We start from the raw sequence: 16821 nt of genomic DNA on the forward strand, positions 1-16821 counted from the left end.
TTCCTTTTACAGATAACGGGTTTATGTTGGTTGTTCTGAATGCCGCCATTCAGAATCCTGCCTGTAATTGTTTTCATTTTTGTAATCCAGATCACTTCAAAAAGATATATGAGAACCTGTTTTACAACCTTCATTTTTACTATATGCATTTTTATGACTGCATGCAATACACAAATAAAAGACGAAAAAGAATCCTTTATGTGGAACAAGGATATTAAACCTCCGGTGGCTGCAATTAAAGAACATCAACGTATTATCCATGGCGATACAGTAACCGATAATTATTACTGGATGGTTGATTATTTTAAAAAGGGCCCCGATAGTACTGAAGTGGTAAGTTATTTAAAAGAAGAAAATGCTTACCTCGATACCATGATGAGCGGGTCGAAGATCTTCAGGGAAAAATTGTATGAGGAAATGAAGAGCAGGATAAAGGAAAAAGATGAATCTGTTCCTGTTTTTAAAAACGGGTACTTCTATTATATCCGCACAGATGATGGGAAACAATACTATAAATATTGCCGGAAAAAAGGAAGCCTTGAAGCGCCTGAAGAAATTCTATTGGATGTGGATGAATTGGCAAAAGCTCACCCGTATTATGCTGCTACAGGATTTAATGTAAGTGAAGACAATAAGCTGCTGGCTTTTGGGACAGATACCGTATCGCGCCGGCAGTATACTATTTATATAAAGAATTTAGAAACCGGGGAACTGTTTAAAGAATCAATAAAAGGAACTACTGGTGGTTCCACCTGGGCCAATGATAACAAAACGTTGTTTTACACGCTTAACAATCCCGCTACGTTGCTTACCGAAAAAATAAGGCGGCACAAATTAAATACGAGGGAAGAAGAGGATATAACGGTGTACGAAGAAAAAGATCCCACGAATTATATTGGTGTGGAAAAAACGAAATCCGGCAAATTTATATTTATTGTTTCAGAGGCTACACTGTCGGCGGAAATGCGTTTTATTAAGGCTGATGAACCCGATGCTGCGTTCACAATATTTCAACCCCGCATGAAGGAAGTATTGTATGAGGTACATGAACTGGGGGATAAATTCTATATCGTTACCAATTTAAACGCGAAGAATTTCAGGCTCATGGAATGTTCCCTGAACAAAACAGACAGCAGTGCGTGGATGGATGTTATACCGCACCGTTCCGATGTATTGCTTGAAGATATTGATGTATTTAAAGATCACCTGGTTGTTACTGAACGTAAAAACGGGTTGACACAGTTGCGCATACGCAATATTTCATCAGCGCAGGAATATTATATTGATTTTGGAGAACCGGCCTACAGCGCTGCTGTGGGTTCCAATCCTGAATTTAATACTTCAACCCTGCGGTATAGCTATACTTCCCTGGTAACTCCCAATACTACTTATGATTACAATATGGATACCAAAGAAAAGAAGCTGATGAAACAACAGGAAGTAGTGGGTGGATATGATACTAAAGACTATACTACAGAAAGGTTATACGCTGCAGCAAGGGACGGATCTAAGATTCCTGTTTCTATTGTATATAAACGGGGATTTGTGAAAGACGGAAAAGCGCCATTATTGCTATATGGCTACGGATCCTATGGCAATAGTATGAATGCCACATTTAGCAGTAACCGGCTCAGTTTGCTCAACCGCGGTTTTGCATTTGCCATAGCGCATATCCGCGGTGGGCAGGAAATGGGAAGGCAATGGTATGAGGATGGAAAAATGATGAAAAAGAAAAATACGTTTACTGATTTTATTGATTGCGCAGAGTATTTGATCAAAGAAAACTTCACTTCTACAGAGCACCTGTATGCACAGGGTGGCAGCGCCGGCGGCTTGCTGATGGGAGCAGTAATGAATATGGCCCCGGATCTATGGCACGGCATTATTGCTCAGGTGCCGTTTGTAGACGTAGTGAATACCATGCTCGATGCAAGCATTCCGTTAACCACCAATGAATATGATGAATGGGGCAATCCCGAAAAGAGTGCAGAAGCGTATGCGTATATGAAATCCTATTCTCCTTACGAGAATGTTGAAAAAAAAGATTATCCCAACACACTTGTAACAACGGGGTTGCACGATAGCCAGGTACAATATTTTGAACCGGCAAAATGGGTGGCTAAACTCAGGGTAATGAAAACAGACAACAACATTCTTTTATTGCATACGAATATGGATTTCGGGCATGGCGGCGCTTCGGGCAGGTTCGATTACCTGAAAGACATTGCACTGGAATATGCATTTTTGTTCAGGCTGGAAGGGATTGGGGAGTAAGCGGGAAGAGATAACTCCCATGAACTTCTTTCAATGAGTTATTCCATAATATTTACTTCGCTTAAAATTTCATATCGCACCGCTGGTTCCATTGTAAAATCATACAACAACGGCTGGTGGAATTTTCTGTACCCCGATTTGCTGCCATAGCATTGCAGGCAATGGTTTATGTTTTTCAAAGTCCAGTTCTAAAAATTTAGCATCTTTCATTTTTTTGCTGCTGAATTCAAAAACTACAAAGCCTTCTACGATCTCTTCATCAAAATCTATGGGTACAATGCAGCCAATATAGCCATCAGGAGACGGTCTAAGCACATAACGCTGGCCAAGGTTTACCGGCGTGCTGCCGTTCTTGTTCAGCGAAAGTCCTATCCTTGGATCATCGTTTTCAATTTCCAGGGTTTGCAGCAATTTTTGCTGCAGATCAAAATACCTGTTTATCCATGCTTTGGATGGATAGGCATGCAGGGCTTTTATGAGATGCTGGTATGGATTCATTTTTATTTTTTAAAGCCGATCCGATCCCGGTCTTCCCATTTTTTTTGTGCGGCTTTATCATCTAATAAATTTTCAATAGCGTCGTAAATGGCCGATAGCTGTTCGTCGTGCTCGCCAATGCGTTGCTGTATTTGTTTTAATTGCACCTTTATATCGCCCTGCTGCAAAACAATCCTTCTTATTTCTACAAAAGCCCTCATGATAGCAATGTTCATATTGATGGCTTTGTCGCTATTTAATATACCGCTGAGCATGGCAACACCCTGTTCGGTAAAGGCATAGGGAGTAACCCCGATGTTTCGTTTTCCTTGCGATGCGGTCACAATTTGTGACCGCATGGAAGAAGCACCTACGGATGTGGTCACAAATTGTGACCGGATGGTTTCCCATTCTACTGTAGTGAGCCGAAACATGAAATCAGCAGGAAACCGTTTACGGTTCCTCTTTACTGACTGGTTCAACACTTTGGTTTCCACTTCATAAAGAGCGGACAGGTCAAAATCGAGCATTACTTTTTCACCCCTGACTTCATAAATGCGGTTTTGTATACTCCGGATGATCTGCATGGTATAAGATTTTATTAAAAAGCGGGTCGATGACGGAAAAGTGACTTAGGCGGCTCAGGGCCCGGAAGATTTCCCGGTTTTATCCATGTCGTTGCGTAGTCGGAATTAAGCATAGGCCGGCGCTGAAACCCGGTTGCCGGCAGGCAGGTGTGAAAATATAGAAAATATGTAAATAAAAATTGTGGTGTGCTGCTAAAAATAAATATCCTTTAATTTACATCCTTCATGCAGCTACATCAGTCAGCAGGATATAAGGCAATACGGGAATGGTTGGCTAAAAAGCATTTCAAACCTTTTACCTTCCAGGAAGAAACCTGGCAGCATATCATTAATGGCAAAAGCGGGTTGGTAAATGCGCCTACCGGATTTGGCAAAACATTTTCCGTTTTCCTGGGTACTGTAATAGATTTCATTAATCAGCATCCGGTTGATTATAAAAGCAAGGCAGGCAATAAACTGCAATTGGTGTGGATCACGCCTTTGCGTGCACTGGCTAAGGATATAGGCAGGGCAATGGAGGAAGCGATAGCAGAGCTGGGTATGCGCTGGCGTGTGGGCATACGCAATGGCGATACACCCACAACTGAACGACAGCAGCAAAAAAAACATCCTCCGGAAATACTGATCATTACGCCCGAAAGCCTGCACCTGTTGCTGGCACAAAAAAATTATCCGGAATTTTTCGCTACACTAAAGATCATCGCAGTGGATGAATGGCATGAGCTGCTGGGCAGCAAAAGAGGCGTGCAGGTAGAACTGGCCATCAGCAGGCTGGTATCTGTACGTTCTGCAACCACTCGCCACTCATCTTTTCCCCTCATCTGGGGCATCTCCGCTACCATCGGTAATCTTACAGAAGCGGGTGCGGTATTGCATGCTTCACTTCCGGCACAGGCCCGGCCGGTAATTGTGCGTGCTCAACTGAAAAAAAATATTGAAGTTGAATCTATTTTTCCCGATGAAATTGAAAAATATCCCTGGGCGGGGCATTTGGGAATAAAATTGATTGATAAAGTAATTCCCATTATTGATCAAAGCCGCACAACGCTCATCTTCATTAATACCAGGGGCATGAGTGAAACCTGGTACCAGGGGTTGCTGAATGCAGCGCCGGAATTAGCCGGTGCTATTGCTTTGCATCATGGAAGCATTGAACCCGAATTGAGAACATGGGTAGAAGAAGCATTGCATGCCGGTATTTTAAAAGCAGTGGTATGTACGGCAAGTTTGGATTTGGGCGTAGACTTCAGGCCGGTAGAAACGGTTATACAGGTAGGCTCTCCAAAAGGAGTAGCGCGGTTTTTACAACGGGCAGGCCGTAGCGGTCATCAGCCGGATGCGGTAAGTAAAATCTATTTCCTGCCTACCCATTCGCTGGAGCTGGTAGAAGCTTCGGCATTGAAAAGCGCTATAGCCGAAGATATTATTGAAAGCCGCGAACCCATGTTGCTGTGCCTTGATGTATTGATTCAATACCTCTGCACTTTAGCGGTTTCAGATGGTTTTGATCCGGACATCATATACAAGGAAGTGCTGGCAACTCATTGTTATAAAGATATGACGCGGGATGAATGGCTGCAGATATTACAATTTATAACCGCCGGTGGAGTAGCCCTGCAACAATACGATGAATTTAAAAAGGTAGAGATCATTGACGGACTGTACCGCATTACCAATCGCAGGATGGCCATGCGCCACCGGATGCATATTGGCACTATTGTAAGTGAAGCCATGCTGAAAGTAAAATTTATGTCGGGCGGGTATATCGGGGTGATTGAAGAATGGTTTATATCAAGACTGGATCCGGGAGCCGTCTTTACGCTGGCCGGCAGGAATGTGGAACTGGTAGGCATAAAAGATATGACCGTAATCGTAAAAAAATCCAATGCCAAAAAATCCATTGTTCCAAGCTGGCAGGGCGGCAGAATGCCTTTGTCGGCTAATTTGGGGAAAAAATTAAGAGAAGAATTAAATAAAGCAGGAAGGAAAAAAACAAACCTGTCTGCTGTGACGGATCACAAAAAACAAACCGCAAAGAGGAACGACAGTGAAATAGATGTTTTAAAACCCTTGTTTGACCTGCAGGAACAACTATCGCATGTGCCCAAACACAATGAACTGCTCATTGAACATATTGAAACGAAGGATGGCTACCACCTGTTTGTATTTCCTTTTGAAGGGAGATTGGTACATGAAGCCATGGCCGCCATTTTGGCCTGGCGCATCAGCCGGATCACATCCATCACTTTTTCGTTTGCGATGAATGATTATGGCTTTGAGTTGCTGAGCGATCAGCCTATACCGGTAGATGACAGTAACGTATATGAATTGTTTTCTCCGGATAACCTGTTAAACGATATACAGCGAAGTGTAAATGCAACGGAAATGGCTATGCGCAAATTCAGGGATATCGCTGTTATCGGGGGACTGATCTTCCAGGGGTTTCCGGGCGAGCAAAAAAAGGCACGCCACCTGCAGTCTTCGGCTTCCCTGCTTTTTAAAGTGTTTAATGAATACGATTCGGGTAATGTGCTTATGCAGCAGGCTTATCGTGAAGTATTGGATCAGCAGATGGAAGAAGTGCGTTTACGCAACATGCTGGAGCGCATACAGCAATCCAATATTATTATCACATTCCCTCCGCAGCTTACTCCTTTTTGTTTTCCTATTAAAGTGGATAGCTTACGGGAAAGTCTTACGTCGGAAAAATTAGAAGACAGGGTGCGCAGAATGCAGCAGCAATTGGATTGATACAGTTCAAAAATACTTCGTTGCATGGCAGTAAAAACTGCATTACACCAGCTAGTATATCCTGTTTTTAAACTACTCCCTGGGCCAGCATAGAATCGGCTATCTTTACAAATCCGCCTATATTGGCGCCTTTTTCATAATTGATATGTCCGTCTTCTTCCCTGCCATATTTCACGCAAAGCTTATGGATCTGCTTCATGATTTCTTTGAGCTTGTTATCCACCTCATCTCTTGTCCACGAAAAACGAAGTGAGTTTTGCGACATTTCCAATCCCGATACTGCTACTCCGCCTGCATTGGCGGCCTTCCCCGGGGCATAAAAAATACGTGCCTGGTTAAATGCAGCCACTGCTTCCGGCGTGCAGGGCATATTGGCGCCCTCAGCAACACAAAAACAACCATTTTCTACCAGTGCAATGGCATCATCCCCGTTTAATTCATTTTGAGTGGCATTGGGCAATGCGATATCACATTTGATCTTCCAGGGACGTTCGCCTTCAAAAAAGCTGCAATTGAATTTGTTCGCGTATTCCCTGATCCTGCCCCGCTCATGATCTTTCAGGTGCTTAATATAATTTAATCGTTCCTGGTCAATGCCATCGGGATCATAAATAAATCCACCGGAGTCAGACATGGTGAGCACTTTAGCACCTTTGGCAATGCATTTCTCAGCAGCATATTGGGCTACATTGCCCGAGCCGGAAATGGTAACTTTTTTTCCCACCAGTGAATCGCCCCTGGTTTTAAGAATTTCCTCCACAAAATAAACCAGGCCGTAACCGGTAGCTTCAGGACGAATAAGACTGCCACCCCACTCGTATCCTTTGCCCGTAAGTACGCCGCTGAATTCGCCTTTAATGCGTTTATATTGTCCAAACAAATAGCCGATCTCCCTGTTTCCTACACCAATATCTCCTGCCGGAATATCTATGTCGGCGCCTACATGGCGGTAAAGTTCGGTCATAAAACTCTGGCAAAATTTCATTACTTCATTATCGGATCTGTTTTTTGGATCAAAATCAGAACCGCCCTTACCACCGCCCATAGGAAGACCGGTAAGGCTGTTTTTGAATACCTGCTCAAAAGCCAGGAATTTAAGCACGCTCAATGTTACCGAGGGATGAAAACGAAGTCCTCCCTTATAGGGCCCGATGGCGCTGTTCATTTGTACCCTAAAGCCCCTGTTTACCTCCACTTCTCCTTTGTCATTCAACCAGGGGACTCTGAAGATGATTACTCTTTCGGGTTCAACAATGCGTTCCAGAATTTTACTGTTTTTATATTTCGGATGCTTTTCAATATAAGGGATGAGTGATTCGGCCACCTCCGACACCGCTTGTAAAAACTCTGGTTCTGCTGTATTTCTGCATTGTACTTTTTCTAAAAACTGCCTGAGCAAATCATTCATATACTTAATAAATATGTGTTTAGGGAGTCAATATTCCGGAAATTACTGAAATTATCTATTGAAGCATTTTATTAAATTTTTGCAATTCACTTAATTCCACAGTTGACAGTGGTTCGTTGTTGTCGTATTTGGCCTTTAAAAACAATACTCTTTTGTGTTGCGGATATTTTGCCAGTATGGCATTGAGCATACGTTCCGCATTTTCATCTTTTGTGTAAAGCGGTGAGGGCCCGGGTGGGGCAGATTTATACCTGTTCGGTTTTTTTTTAATGATCGCTTCCAAAGTGGTGAGCTTATTTTCGGGGATAGCAGCTATTTTAGCGGCTTTATAGTACAATCCCTCCAACTGCTTTTTGCTCAGTCCCCCCCGTTCCTGGTATTGATACAATAAGCTTTGTATAAAGGAAGAATTGGGCTGGGCAGCGAGGACAGCTTTCAGCAAATCGCTAACGATATCTACATCTGGTTTAATTCTGTTCATAAAAACTGGTGCGTGAAAATAGTAAAAAAGAACGATCATCAGGTGTTTCCTGCTTTTTCACTCCGGCCATCATGTATAAGCCACTCAAAGGGTTGAGAAAATATATATGATCCGTATAGGTGTAGAATAAATACCACAGGTAGAAATAATTTTCCCATCCCGTTTGCATATGTCCATTTTTATTTCGTGCGGCCCCTTAATGATAGGTTATTTGTTTTAGTGGTATGGTTTTGCACTTTAAAACAGCAGTTAATAAAAACAATAGCAGATGGATACAAAATACAATGAAGCTACTCCCAATCGTCCAAAAGGCGAGCGGGTTCTGGATGCCCCATTTGTACTGATGGATATTCCGGCTTTTACAGCACAATTACCCCAGGAAAAAGCCTGGCAGGAAAATGACCGCAATGGCATTACGGTTTTTAAAGGGAAGAGTCTCACTATATTCATTACAATGCTGAAAAGCGGAGCAAAAATAAAAGACAGTCCACAAACAGACATTCTTGTTGCTTACCTGCTGAAAGGAGAGGCGAAGTTTACTACAAACGATAAGGAGGAAGTAATTGTGAAAGAAAATCAATCCATCGTTTTTCATAAGGGGATGCTCAATTGCATTGAAGCAGTTTCAGAAGCAACGATAATGTTGAACAGCTACGGAGAAAAGAATGTATAGTATCATTCGTACCACTTATTTCATAGTATTGGATTGGGAAATTGGAATCCGGAAAGCCGCGGCTTCTGTATTCCTTTTAGCTGAAGAAGTACCTTTAATTTTTTGCCCATGCCCAGAAGAAAGTTGTGCAGGAAACGGGCTCTTTCTTCCTGTAAAGCCTGGTTCGATAAACCTGCGTTCTCTTCCATCTTCTCTAATTGCCCCGTCAGTCCAAGTCCCAGCAGAAAATAAGCCTGGTTGGTAAACCCTCCACATTTCAATCCTTCTTTTAATCCCCAGTGCACTAAGGCGGAAAAATTAACATGCGTCGTTATATCCTGTTCACCAATATGAATATAAGGACAATCGCTGATCTGATGTTTGTAGTAACATAGCAATGTACCCGAAGTGCGGAGCGGATGGTAGAGCGCTGAAGCAGGGTATCCATAATCTATGGTCAATACAAATCCTTTGTGTATCGCTTTGGCTATCTCCCGGATCCATTCCGTGACGTGCAGGTTTATTTCTGTGCGAAAACCCTGTGGCAGTTGTACACGGGATTGGACCAGGTAGTTCTTAAGCAGCGGAGATGCAGGCTGCAAACGTTCAGCAAAACCATCCTGGTAATCCACAAAAATTTCCATAAGTTCATCCTGCATCAGTACCTGGTGTACGGCAAAATTATCTACTACTTCATTAGACAGAATGCAACCTTCTACAGCCGGAATGTCGCCGATGCTGTTAAGCCACTGTACTTTTTCATCTGCGTCAATCTTTTGTTTTTGTTTCATGAAAGGACTTTTTTCGATAATGCAGTACCGCAGATTACTATAAAGTGCTTCGTTTTTTTTGAGATGCTGAATGATATCCCTGCACAAAAAGCCATTGCCTGCCCCGTACTCTACCACGGTGAATTTCTTTTTGCCAAGCAACGCCCACATTTCTTCCAGTTGTTTGGCCAAGAGTGCACCAAAAGCAGAAGTGATATAAGGGCTTGTATAATAATCGCCGGAACCACCAACAGGGTCGTGTTCATTAACATAATAACCCGCCCCGGGATAATACAGGGCCATTTCCATGAAATCATGAAATAAAACCGGTCCTTCTTTCCTGATCTTATCAGCGATGATTTCCGTGAGCGACATCTTTACCATATTTAAAGTAAACAAGACGCTCCAATTTTAATGCCGTGCCTTAACACCCGGTATTGTTCATGGTATTATTATTGTACTCACTTTATTTTATTTAAAATGAAAGTAAAAATCACATAAATGTATTTATATGCATAATGAGGATGTTGAACCTGTACCTCCGCAGGAGGTGGGAAAGAAAACGGATATTGCGGCGCATGTAGAGGCAACAGGCCCGGAAGAAGCCCACCGGATATTTGCGGAGGCTAAAAAGCGATTACTAGACATTAATCATTGGGGGGACATCAGCCGTGGCATTTCAGCTTCTTTTGTTTTAACGGATTGCAGGGGAATAATAAAAAAATGTTCTCCCGAAGTGGGTGATTATTTCCGTATAGATATTCCCGGGCCGGGAACTACGGCGGGTGATGGGTTTGACTGGGTACGAATTGAGATGATAGAAGAGGAGCCGGGTTACCTTGGGGCAAAAGAATCTGTTGTAGTGCGTGTACGACCTGCACCGCGACCTGAAAAGAAGAAGCCAACAGCGCATTTTTTTGAGCAGGATGCTACAAGTTCTTTTATAGTAAAAAGAGAAGGCAGGCGTATTACAGCAGAAGTGCATGGAAGAAATGAAAAGCCCAATACAGAAAATGAAAGCCTTACCGATGCCATTAGAAATGCAGTGGTGAGTAGGGGTGCACAAGCGGGATTATCTAAAGTACAATGGGAAAAATTAGTAAAAGGTATATTAAATATCCAACCATGATTTACAAATAAATGAACTGGCATTATTTTTTATAAGTGGATACTATATAAAAACCCCTGCAATTCTATGCGTACTACACATTTGCACATCGCCGACCAGCTACTGGAGTATATTCTGCCTTACCCGGGAGAAAAAGATATTCAGGAAATTGAGCATCATTTGAACCTTTCTCCCTTAAAGCTACAATTGTTTCTTACCGAGATCGGGAACGAGAAACCGGGATGGATATATAAATCAATTGGCGAAAACAATGAACCCAAATCAGTGGGCGTAATAGAAGAAATGAAACCGGAAGTACTGGACTTCCTGTCTAAAGGTGGATTTTCAAAACAGGTGGAACCGGGTAATATGTCACCTTACTAAACACAATAAACCAATCAAACAGCTAATCCATTTTTTGTAAGGACTCATCCTTATTTGATCATATATCAGTCCGTATTCTATACATGAATGAGAGGTTTGTAAGGTATATATACCTGAACGATTTCTCATTTTCCTTTTCTATGCTACCAGGCCGGGTTATAACAAAAGGGCATCAGTTTATTACTTCACCATCGCTCCTTCATTTATGCTCCAAATGAGGTCTGCCCTGCGATAATATAATGTTCAACCAACCGCTAAAAAAATATTAAAAATGCTAATTAATTTAGTATTTTATATTATATTTGTGGATGTCTGATCTGTCAGCCTTAGCAGGTGCAACAAATACATTGTTTGAGAATGTTCCGGTGCGAAAAAGTTTCAAAGCCATTGTAGACTGTAACAATTTTTATTGTTCCTGCGAAAGGTTGTTCAGACCGGATTTGAAGTATAAGCCGGTTGTGGTGCTCAGTAATAATGACGGTTGTATTGTATCGCGCAGCGATGAAGCCAAAACCATAGGCGTGGAAATGGCGGGGCCTTATTTCAAAGCCAAACCGCTGATACAAAAGCATGATGTTGCGGTTTTTTCTTCTAATTATAATTTGTATGGCGATCTGAGCTGGCGGGTTATGGAAACATTAAGGATGATGTTGGGAGCATCCAACGTGGAAGTGTATTCGGTAGATGAAGCCTTTGTTGATTTGCCTGAGATGGATGAAAAGGAAGTGCTGGATTATGCATTGCATATCCGTTATACAATTGAGCAATGGACGGGAATATCTGTTTCGGTAGGAGTAGCTCCAACCAAAACCTTAGCCAAAGCAGCCAATTATATGGCCAAAGAAAATAAGCGGGCTTCCAATTGTGTAAAAGTTTTGTTGTTGCCTGAACAACAAAGGCAGGCATTGCAATCCATACGGATCAGTAATCTTTGGGGCGTGGGTGGTGCATATGCCAATAAGCTCATCAATATGGGCATAACCAGTGCATGGGAATTGCGCAATATGTCTGTTGAATGGGCATATAAAAACCTGGGAGGCGTAACGGGTGTAAGATTAATAAAGGAATTGCGGGGAGAACCCTGTATAGATATGAAAGAACAACTGGCAATCAAAAAGATGATCGCCACTACCCGCATGTTCGGTTCTCCTGTAAACAATATCAGCGATATAAAAGAAGCCGTTGCTACCTATACCTCCCGCGCAGCCGAAAAATTGCGCCGTCAGAGAAGTGCGGCCAACACCATTAGCGTATTTATTGTTCCCAAAGAGCAGGATCATTCCGTTGATTTCCACCATGGCCCAACCATAAGCACCTATACCATATTGCCTGCGGCCACTTCCATTACCCATGAACTGATAAAGCCCGCAGTTCAACTGGTAGATCAATTATACGAGGCCGGAAAATCATACAAAAAAGCAGGCGTAATGCTTAGTGGGCTGGTTCCTGAAACGGCCATCCAGGGCAATTTATTTGTGCCGGAAACGCAGAACCGTAACCGTTACCTTATGGATATGATGGATAATATCAACTTCAGTATGCGGGATGATATACTCAAATTTGCAGCATCAGGAACCCATAAAAACTGGAAGATGCGCCAGGAACTGCGCAGCCGCCGGTATACTACCCGCTGGGAAGAAATGTTTGAGGTGAAGTAAAATTTGTAGTATTGCTTTTTTTACATGAGCCTCCGCACATTTCTGCAGCGCATACTTAAAAAGCCGGTTGCCAGGTTAGCCAACCGGTTTTCTTCCCGCCCCAACAGGGAAAGGGTGCACGATGCACTTACCAAACTGTATAAACAGATCAGGGAGAAACCCGGCAAAAAAGGGGTTGTTATTGATCTGGATGTGTCGCCGCAAAAGATCATTATTTTTTCTGATCTCCATAAAGGCAACAAAAAACGTTCGGATGATTTCGCACCTGCAGAACAAAACTATATTGCCGCATTAAATTATTACAACCAGCAAAATTATACATTGATCGTGCTGGGAGACAGTGAAGAGCTTTGGAAATTTAACCTCTTCACCGTAAAAAAACACAATCATGCATCTTTTGAACTGGAAAAATATTTTCTTCAAAGAAAGGCGCTGATCAAAGTTTTTGGTAACCACGATGTGTTCTGGAATAATGATCCCTTTGCAGCATTACAGCTCATAAGTATTTATGGTGAGCCGGTGCACATGTATGAAGCTGTGCTGTTGAAATACAATACCGGGCAAAAGCCAATAGATATCTTTCTTACACACGGACACCAGGGCGACGGGCAAAGCGATGGCAATAAATTCAGCGCATGGTTTGTGGCAAAAATATGGGCGCCTTTACAGTCTTACCTGGATCTTAACATCAATACGCCGGCCTTTAACGACATTCTTAAAACGGAGCATAACCAGTTTATGTATGAATGGAGTTTGCATCAGCAGGACCTGGTGCTTATTACAGGACATACACATCAGCCGGTATTTGAATCTATGACGCACCTGGAGCGTTTATATAAGCAACTGCTTGTTGCACGGCAAAACAACAACAGCAAAGCCATAACAGATCTGCAGAAAGAAATTGCTTTTCGCCGGCAGGAATATGATCATGTATCAGAAGACTACCTGCGGCTGAAGCCCACCTATTTCAACAGTGGGTGTTGCTGCTTCAATGATGGCGATATCACGGGAATAGAGATTGAAGAGGGTGAGATAAGGCTTATAAAATGGAAAATGGATAACACCATATCCAAAAGAACCATACTGGAATACACGGCGTTGAAAAACTTATGTTAGCCTACTGTTTTTACAGTCACTTTTTTAAATCCAAAACCCCGCAAAAAATTTTCAAGCAATGCAATACTGCGGGTATTGGCTTTGTTGAGTATGCCCTGCTGCAGTGCTTTGTCAATCATTTTTTTTCGCGCTTTTACTTTAACCGCTGTAACCGCTTCGCTGCTCCATTCCCCTGTTTCGCTAAAGGTTTCAAAATCCGAAGGGTTCATTATCACATCCAGTATTTCTGCACGGGGAAGCAATAGGGAAACAGAATCGCCGTGAACAAAGATAGATTGCTCGTTTAATTTTTTGAGATCCACGCCTGCAATGAGTTTCCCTTTTCCAATGATCACAATGCGTTTGCCGGTTATGGGCAAATTACCAAAGGCTGAAAGATCCGGAAGGAGTGTTTCTATTGGGGTCTTTATTTTAATAACAACGGAATCTGCTACTACTTCATCAAAAGCCGTAATGGTACACAATTGTGCCAGTTCGTTGATCTCTTTAATAAGTATTGGCGTATTTTCTATAGTAACAGGTTGCTGTTTAAACATATTTTTAAAAGAAGGCAGCCATTTTGTATTCAGCAGCAGAAGCACTATTAAAACAGTAGCGATAAGAAAAATATACCTGGTCCATCCTTTCCGCATGATCAATTGAGTTTAACAGGGGTGTTTCCAAATTGAATAATAACTTTTTCATAGCCCATATTACGCAGGAAGTTGCTTGCGAACAAACTGGCATTGGCTTCCGCGGTTTGCAATACACCCAATGAATCGGCGCTGTCCTGTATTTGCTTTTGCGCCTGCGCTGCCAGCATATCTCTTTCCTGTGTTGTGAAACTGTTCCTGAAAGCGCCAATTTCTTCATATGCCACTTTAATGTCTTCGGGTTTTATACTAACCGAAAATAAGGTAGCATGCGGAAGGGTTAAGGTAACTTGTTTGTTGTTGATCTGGATATGTTCTGCATTAATGGCAGAGAAATCAATACCTGCTTTAAGGGTGGCTTCACAAGTCATCAATATTTTCCTGTCGCCTATTTTATACCAGGTTTTATCATCACTGGCCTTAATGATCTTGTTTACGATATATTCTACGGTAACCAGTTCATTTATCTCTCTTAATGCCAAAATTTCCTGCTCCTGTTTGACGGGAGCTGTATGGCAGGCTGCAACGAGGCAAAACAGGAAATAAATATATCTTTTGTACATATTGCAATTTACAAATCCTGTTTCACTTGTGTTATTGATTTAAAATATAGATCATAAATAGGACATGAGAAGGCCGGGCTAAAAGCGGTGCCTCATTTTTGCTCCAAATAGGGGTTTCCTTTATAATTAAAGGTCTTTAGCAAAGCAGTGGTTTTTAAGAGCCGCCCGATTTTGATACCATTATAATAGCCAAATATTACAAATTTTGAACGTTACAACAGCAAAATATCAGAAATGAGATGAAATTTTCATCTTTCCGGCACGTGGTGACACGTGCCGGGGCAATCGCCTTGGTACGTGTCACCTACCATTACCAAGGCTTTTTTTTATTTAAGTTGACGGCTATGATGTTTGCACGAACCAGAAATGAGATGATACAATTTTATCAATGAACATTTCATGGGTAATCATTAATTTTCCCGGAAATTAGGATATGACAAAATATGCGGTAATAGTAGCCGGCGGAACGGGAACAAGAATGGGCTCTGCTGTTCCCAAACAGTTTATGCTATTGAATGGTAAGCCGGTATTGCTGCATACTATAGACACGTTTCTGCGTGCTTATGCCGACCTGCAGATCATACTGGTGCTTCCTGCTCCTTTTGAAGAACAAGGCAAACAACTCATTTTGCAGGCAACCACACCTTCACGTATTCAAATGGTTTTGGGCGGCGCTACCCGTTTTCATTCCGTGCAGAACGGTTTAAAAAAGATCAATGAAGCATCGGTTATTTTTGTACATGATGGAGTAAGGTGTTTGGTTACTGAAGCGCTTATAAGGCGCTGTTATGAACAAACCCTGCTAAAAGGGAATGCCATTCCTGCTGTAGCTGTAAACGACAGCATAAGAATGATGGAAGGAAATAAAACAAAGGTGGTAGACAGAAGCAAACTGCTTGCCGTTCAAACACCCCAAACTTTCCGGAGTAATATTATTTTATCTGCTTTTGGGCAGCCTTATAATGAAGCTTTTACAGATGAGGCTACAGTAGCGGAAGCAGCAGGCCATGAAATTTTTATGATAGAAGGGGAGAAGGAAAATATTAAGATCACCTTGCCTGCGGATCTGTTAATAGCGGAACAATTATCCAGGAAAGCGTAATGTTAAGCATAGCTTTCTGCTCTGTTTCTACAATGTCAATTTCATGTTTGAAAGAATTACCACAGCATTCGGGAAATTTATTTTCTGTTATACCATTACAGCAGATCTGTCTTCTTTTATCCGCTTGCTGATCAATACAAAAAGATACCGCTATGCTAAAAAACCTGTAGTGCATCCCGCCATACCCATTCCTTACCATTTGCGTTTGAATGGAAAAAGAAAAACTGTTTTTTTAAGAACCTATACAGGAGATATCGCTATATTTTATGAAATGTTCTGGCAAAAAGTATACAGGCTTCCATGGCCGGATAAAACGATTACCGGGTCTGTGGTTGATCTTGGCGCCAATACAGGAATGGCGTCCTTGTTTTTTTCTGCATATTATTCTATACACGGGGTGTATGCGGTGGAAGCCGATAAATACAATATGGATTTGCTATTGCAGAATCTTTCGGGTGAAATAGCAGCGGGCCGGATTAATGCCCTACATGCTGCTGCCTTTGCTGAAGATACTACGGTATATATGCAAATGCGGGAAAAGGCATATAATACAACTGTTAGCGGTGAAGTAACGAATATGCCTGTACGGGCAATTGGTATGGCTACCTTATGCGATATGTTTGAACTGGACAGGATAGATCTCCTGAAAATAGATATTGAAGGCAGTGAGGAGTCCCTTTTTTCAAAAAACACGGAATGGCTGGAAAAAGTTAACATGATTGTTATGGAAATTCATACTGATGGGTACCGGAGTGTATGCGAAACCTTATTGCGCGCTAAAGGATTTGTTATTTATCAGCCGGGCGAAAGGGCTCCGCATTCAACTTTATTGTGGGCAATAAAACAGGGATAATACAA

17 protein-coding genes are annotated in these 16821 nt (G+C 42.1%); 9 read left to right on the plus strand and 8 right to left on the minus strand.

Annotated elements, in window-relative coordinates:
• Positions 1-153: 153 nt before the first annotated feature.
• Positions 154-2274: a S9 family peptidase gene (locus FRX45_RS13575; protein ID WP_152268980.1), complete on the plus strand. Its 2121-nt coding sequence runs from the start codon at positions 154-156 to the stop codon at positions 2272-2274.
• A 99-nt stretch (positions 2275-2373) separates the two neighbouring features.
• On the opposite strand, the gene FRX45_RS13580 is transcribed toward FRX45_RS13575, so the two are convergent.
• Positions 2374-2772, minus strand: coding sequence for a hypothetical protein (locus FRX45_RS13580; RefSeq protein ID WP_152268981.1), 399 nt, complete (start codon positions 2770-2772; stop codon positions 2374-2376).
• Between the two features lie 2 nt (positions 2773-2774).
• Complete coding sequence (locus tag FRX45_RS13585; RefSeq protein ID WP_152268982.1) at positions 2775-3338, minus strand: ORF6N domain-containing protein; 564 nt, start codon at positions 3336-3338, stop codon at positions 2775-2777.
• A 225-nt stretch (positions 3339-3563) separates the two neighbouring features.
• On the opposite strand from FRX45_RS13585, the gene FRX45_RS13590 reads away from it, so the two are divergent.
• Positions 3564-6089 carry a ligase-associated DNA damage response DEXH box helicase gene (locus tag FRX45_RS13590; RefSeq protein ID WP_152268983.1) on the plus strand — a complete coding sequence of 842 codons (2526 nt, stop codon included), beginning with the start codon at positions 3564-3566 and terminating at the stop codon, positions 6087-6089.
• A gap of 67 nt (positions 6090-6156) precedes the next feature.
• Here FRX45_RS13590 and gdhA read toward each other — a convergent pair whose 3' ends face one another.
• The 3 genes from gdhA to FRX45_RS13605 are packed head-to-tail and all read right to left on the minus strand — an operon-like array spanning position 6157 to position 8147.
• On the minus strand, positions 6157-7497 hold the full coding sequence (gdhA, locus tag FRX45_RS13595; protein ID WP_152268984.1) for an NADP-specific glutamate dehydrogenase: 1341 nt from the start codon (positions 7495-7497) through the stop codon (positions 6157-6159).
• A 55-nt stretch (positions 7498-7552) separates the two neighbouring features.
• Positions 7553-7978 carry a hypothetical protein gene (locus tag FRX45_RS13600; protein ID WP_152268985.1) on the minus strand — a complete coding sequence of 142 codons (426 nt, stop codon included), beginning with the start codon at positions 7976-7978 and terminating at the stop codon, positions 7553-7555.
• Positions 7965-8147, minus strand: a complete 183-nt coding sequence (locus tag FRX45_RS13605; RefSeq protein ID WP_152268986.1) for a hypothetical protein — start codon at positions 8145-8147, stop codon at positions 7965-7967. Before FRX45_RS13605 ends, FRX45_RS13600 begins: the two co-directional genes overlap by 14 nt.
• A gap of 99 nt (positions 8148-8246) precedes the next feature.
• Between FRX45_RS13605 and FRX45_RS13610 the strand changes: the two genes are divergently transcribed.
• Positions 8247-8651, plus strand: a complete 405-nt coding sequence (locus tag FRX45_RS13610) for a cupin domain-containing protein (protein ID WP_152268987.1) — start codon at positions 8247-8249, stop codon at positions 8649-8651.
• Positions 8652-8671: 20 nt separating this feature from the next.
• On the opposite strand, the gene FRX45_RS13615 is transcribed toward FRX45_RS13610, so the two are convergent.
• Positions 8672-9775 (minus strand): class I SAM-dependent methyltransferase, encoded by a 1104-nt coding sequence (locus FRX45_RS13615; protein ID WP_152268988.1) that lies wholly within the window; start codon positions 9773-9775, stop codon positions 8672-8674.
• 136 nt (positions 9776-9911) lie between these two features.
• On the opposite strand from FRX45_RS13615, the gene FRX45_RS13620 reads away from it, so the two are divergent.
• The 4 genes from FRX45_RS13620 to FRX45_RS13635 all read left to right on the plus strand — a co-directional run bounded on the left by FRX45_RS13620 (position 9912) and on the right by FRX45_RS13635 (position 13666).
• Entirely contained in the window at positions 9912-10529 is a 618-nt protein-coding gene (locus tag FRX45_RS13620) for a hypothetical protein (RefSeq protein WP_152268989.1), read from the plus strand.
• 66 nt (positions 10530-10595) lie between these two features.
• Positions 10596-10892, plus strand: a complete 297-nt coding sequence (locus FRX45_RS13625; protein ID WP_152268990.1) for a hypothetical protein — start codon at positions 10596-10598, stop codon at positions 10890-10892.
• A gap of 308 nt (positions 10893-11200) precedes the next feature.
• A complete protein-coding gene (locus FRX45_RS13630; protein ID WP_152268991.1) occupies positions 11201-12550 on the plus strand; it encodes a Y-family DNA polymerase in 1350 nt (449 codons plus the stop codon).
• A 24-nt stretch (positions 12551-12574) separates the two neighbouring features.
• The gene (locus FRX45_RS13635; protein ID WP_152268992.1) at positions 12575-13666 is read left to right on the plus strand and encodes a metallophosphoesterase; all 1092 of its coding nucleotides are present in this window, start codon (positions 12575-12577) and stop codon (positions 13664-13666) included.
• Here FRX45_RS13635 and FRX45_RS13640 read toward each other — a convergent pair.
• Together FRX45_RS13640 and FRX45_RS13645 are read right to left on the minus strand one after the other, a co-directional pair.
• Complete coding sequence (locus FRX45_RS13640; RefSeq protein WP_152268993.1) at positions 13663-14298, minus strand: DUF4230 domain-containing protein; 636 nt, start codon at positions 14296-14298, stop codon at positions 13663-13665. The two genes, FRX45_RS13635 and FRX45_RS13640, sit on opposite strands and share 4 nt — an antisense overlap.
• A gap of 2 nt (positions 14299-14300) precedes the next feature.
• The gene (locus FRX45_RS13645) at positions 14301-14861 is read right to left on the minus strand and encodes a DUF4230 domain-containing protein (RefSeq protein ID WP_152268994.1); all 561 of its coding nucleotides are present in this window, start codon (positions 14859-14861) and stop codon (positions 14301-14303) included.
• Between the two features lie 433 nt (positions 14862-15294).
• Between FRX45_RS13645 and FRX45_RS13650 the strand changes: the two genes are divergently transcribed.
• Both FRX45_RS13650 and FRX45_RS13655 read left to right on the plus strand, forming a co-directional pair.
• The gene (locus FRX45_RS13650) at positions 15295-15963 is read left to right on the plus strand and encodes a 2-C-methyl-D-erythritol 4-phosphate cytidylyltransferase (RefSeq protein ID WP_152268995.1); all 669 of its coding nucleotides are present in this window, start codon (positions 15295-15297) and stop codon (positions 15961-15963) included.
• Positions 15964-16006: 43 nt separating this feature from the next.
• Complete coding sequence (locus FRX45_RS13655) at positions 16007-16816, plus strand: FkbM family methyltransferase (RefSeq protein WP_152268996.1); 810 nt, start codon at positions 16007-16009, stop codon at positions 16814-16816.
• Positions 16817-16821 lie beyond the last annotated feature (5 nt).

The sequence above is a fragment of the Agriterribacter humi genome (assembly GCF_009192765.1).
Taxonomy (GTDB): domain Bacteria; phylum Bacteroidota; class Bacteroidia; order Chitinophagales; family Chitinophagaceae; genus Agriterribacter; species Agriterribacter humi.

Excerpts from the sequence above, each read along its gene's own strand:
- FRX45_RS13590 (WP_152268983.1), top strand. The coding sequence starts at position 3,564 with ATGCAGCTACATCAGTCAGCAGGATATAAGGCAATACGGGAATGGTTG.
- FRX45_RS13615 (WP_152268988.1), bottom strand. The coding sequence starts at position 9,775 with ATGTCGCTCACGGAAATCATCGCTGATAAGATCAGGAAAGAAGGACCG.
- FRX45_RS13625 (WP_152268990.1), top strand. The coding sequence starts at position 10,596 with ATGCGTACTACACATTTGCACATCGCCGACCAGCTACTGGAGTATATT.
- FRX45_RS13620 (WP_152268989.1), top strand. The coding sequence starts at position 9,912 with ATGCATAATGAGGATGTTGAACCTGTACCTCCGCAGGAGGTGGGAAAG.
- FRX45_RS13635 (WP_152268992.1), top strand. The coding sequence starts at position 12,575 with ATGAGCCTCCGCACATTTCTGCAGCGCATACTTAAAAAGCCGGTTGCC.
- gdhA (WP_152268984.1), bottom strand. The coding sequence starts at position 7,497 with ATGAATGATTTGCTCAGGCAGTTTTTAGAAAAAGTACAATGCAGAAAT.
- FRX45_RS13650 (WP_152268995.1), top strand. The coding sequence starts at position 15,295 with ATGACAAAATATGCGGTAATAGTAGCCGGCGGAACGGGAACAAGAATG.
- FRX45_RS13605 (WP_152268986.1), bottom strand. The coding sequence starts at position 8,147 with ATGCAAACGGGATGGGAAAATTATTTCTACCTGTGGTATTTATTCTAC.
- FRX45_RS13575 (WP_152268980.1), top strand. The coding sequence starts at position 154 with ATGACTGCATGCAATACACAAATAAAAGACGAAAAAGAATCCTTTATG.
- FRX45_RS13585 (WP_152268982.1), bottom strand. The coding sequence starts at position 3,338 with ATGCAGATCATCCGGAGTATACAAAACCGCATTTATGAAGTCAGGGGT.
- FRX45_RS13600 (WP_152268985.1), bottom strand. The coding sequence starts at position 7,978 with ATGAACAGAATTAAACCAGATGTAGATATCGTTAGCGATTTGCTGAAA.
- FRX45_RS13645 (WP_152268994.1), bottom strand. The coding sequence starts at position 14,861 with ATGTACAAAAGATATATTTATTTCCTGTTTTGCCTCGTTGCAGCCTGC.
- FRX45_RS13655 (WP_152268996.1), top strand. The coding sequence starts at position 16,007 with ATGTTTGAAAGAATTACCACAGCATTCGGGAAATTTATTTTCTGTTAT.
- FRX45_RS13640 (WP_152268993.1), bottom strand. The coding sequence starts at position 14,298 with ATGCGGAAAGGATGGACCAGGTATATTTTTCTTATCGCTACTGTTTTA.
- FRX45_RS13580 (WP_152268981.1), bottom strand. The coding sequence starts at position 2,772 with ATGAATCCATACCAGCATCTCATAAAAGCCCTGCATGCCTATCCATCC.
- FRX45_RS13630 (WP_152268991.1), top strand. The coding sequence starts at position 11,201 with ATGTCTGATCTGTCAGCCTTAGCAGGTGCAACAAATACATTGTTTGAG.
- FRX45_RS13610 (WP_152268987.1), top strand. The coding sequence starts at position 8,247 with ATGGATACAAAATACAATGAAGCTACTCCCAATCGTCCAAAAGGCGAG.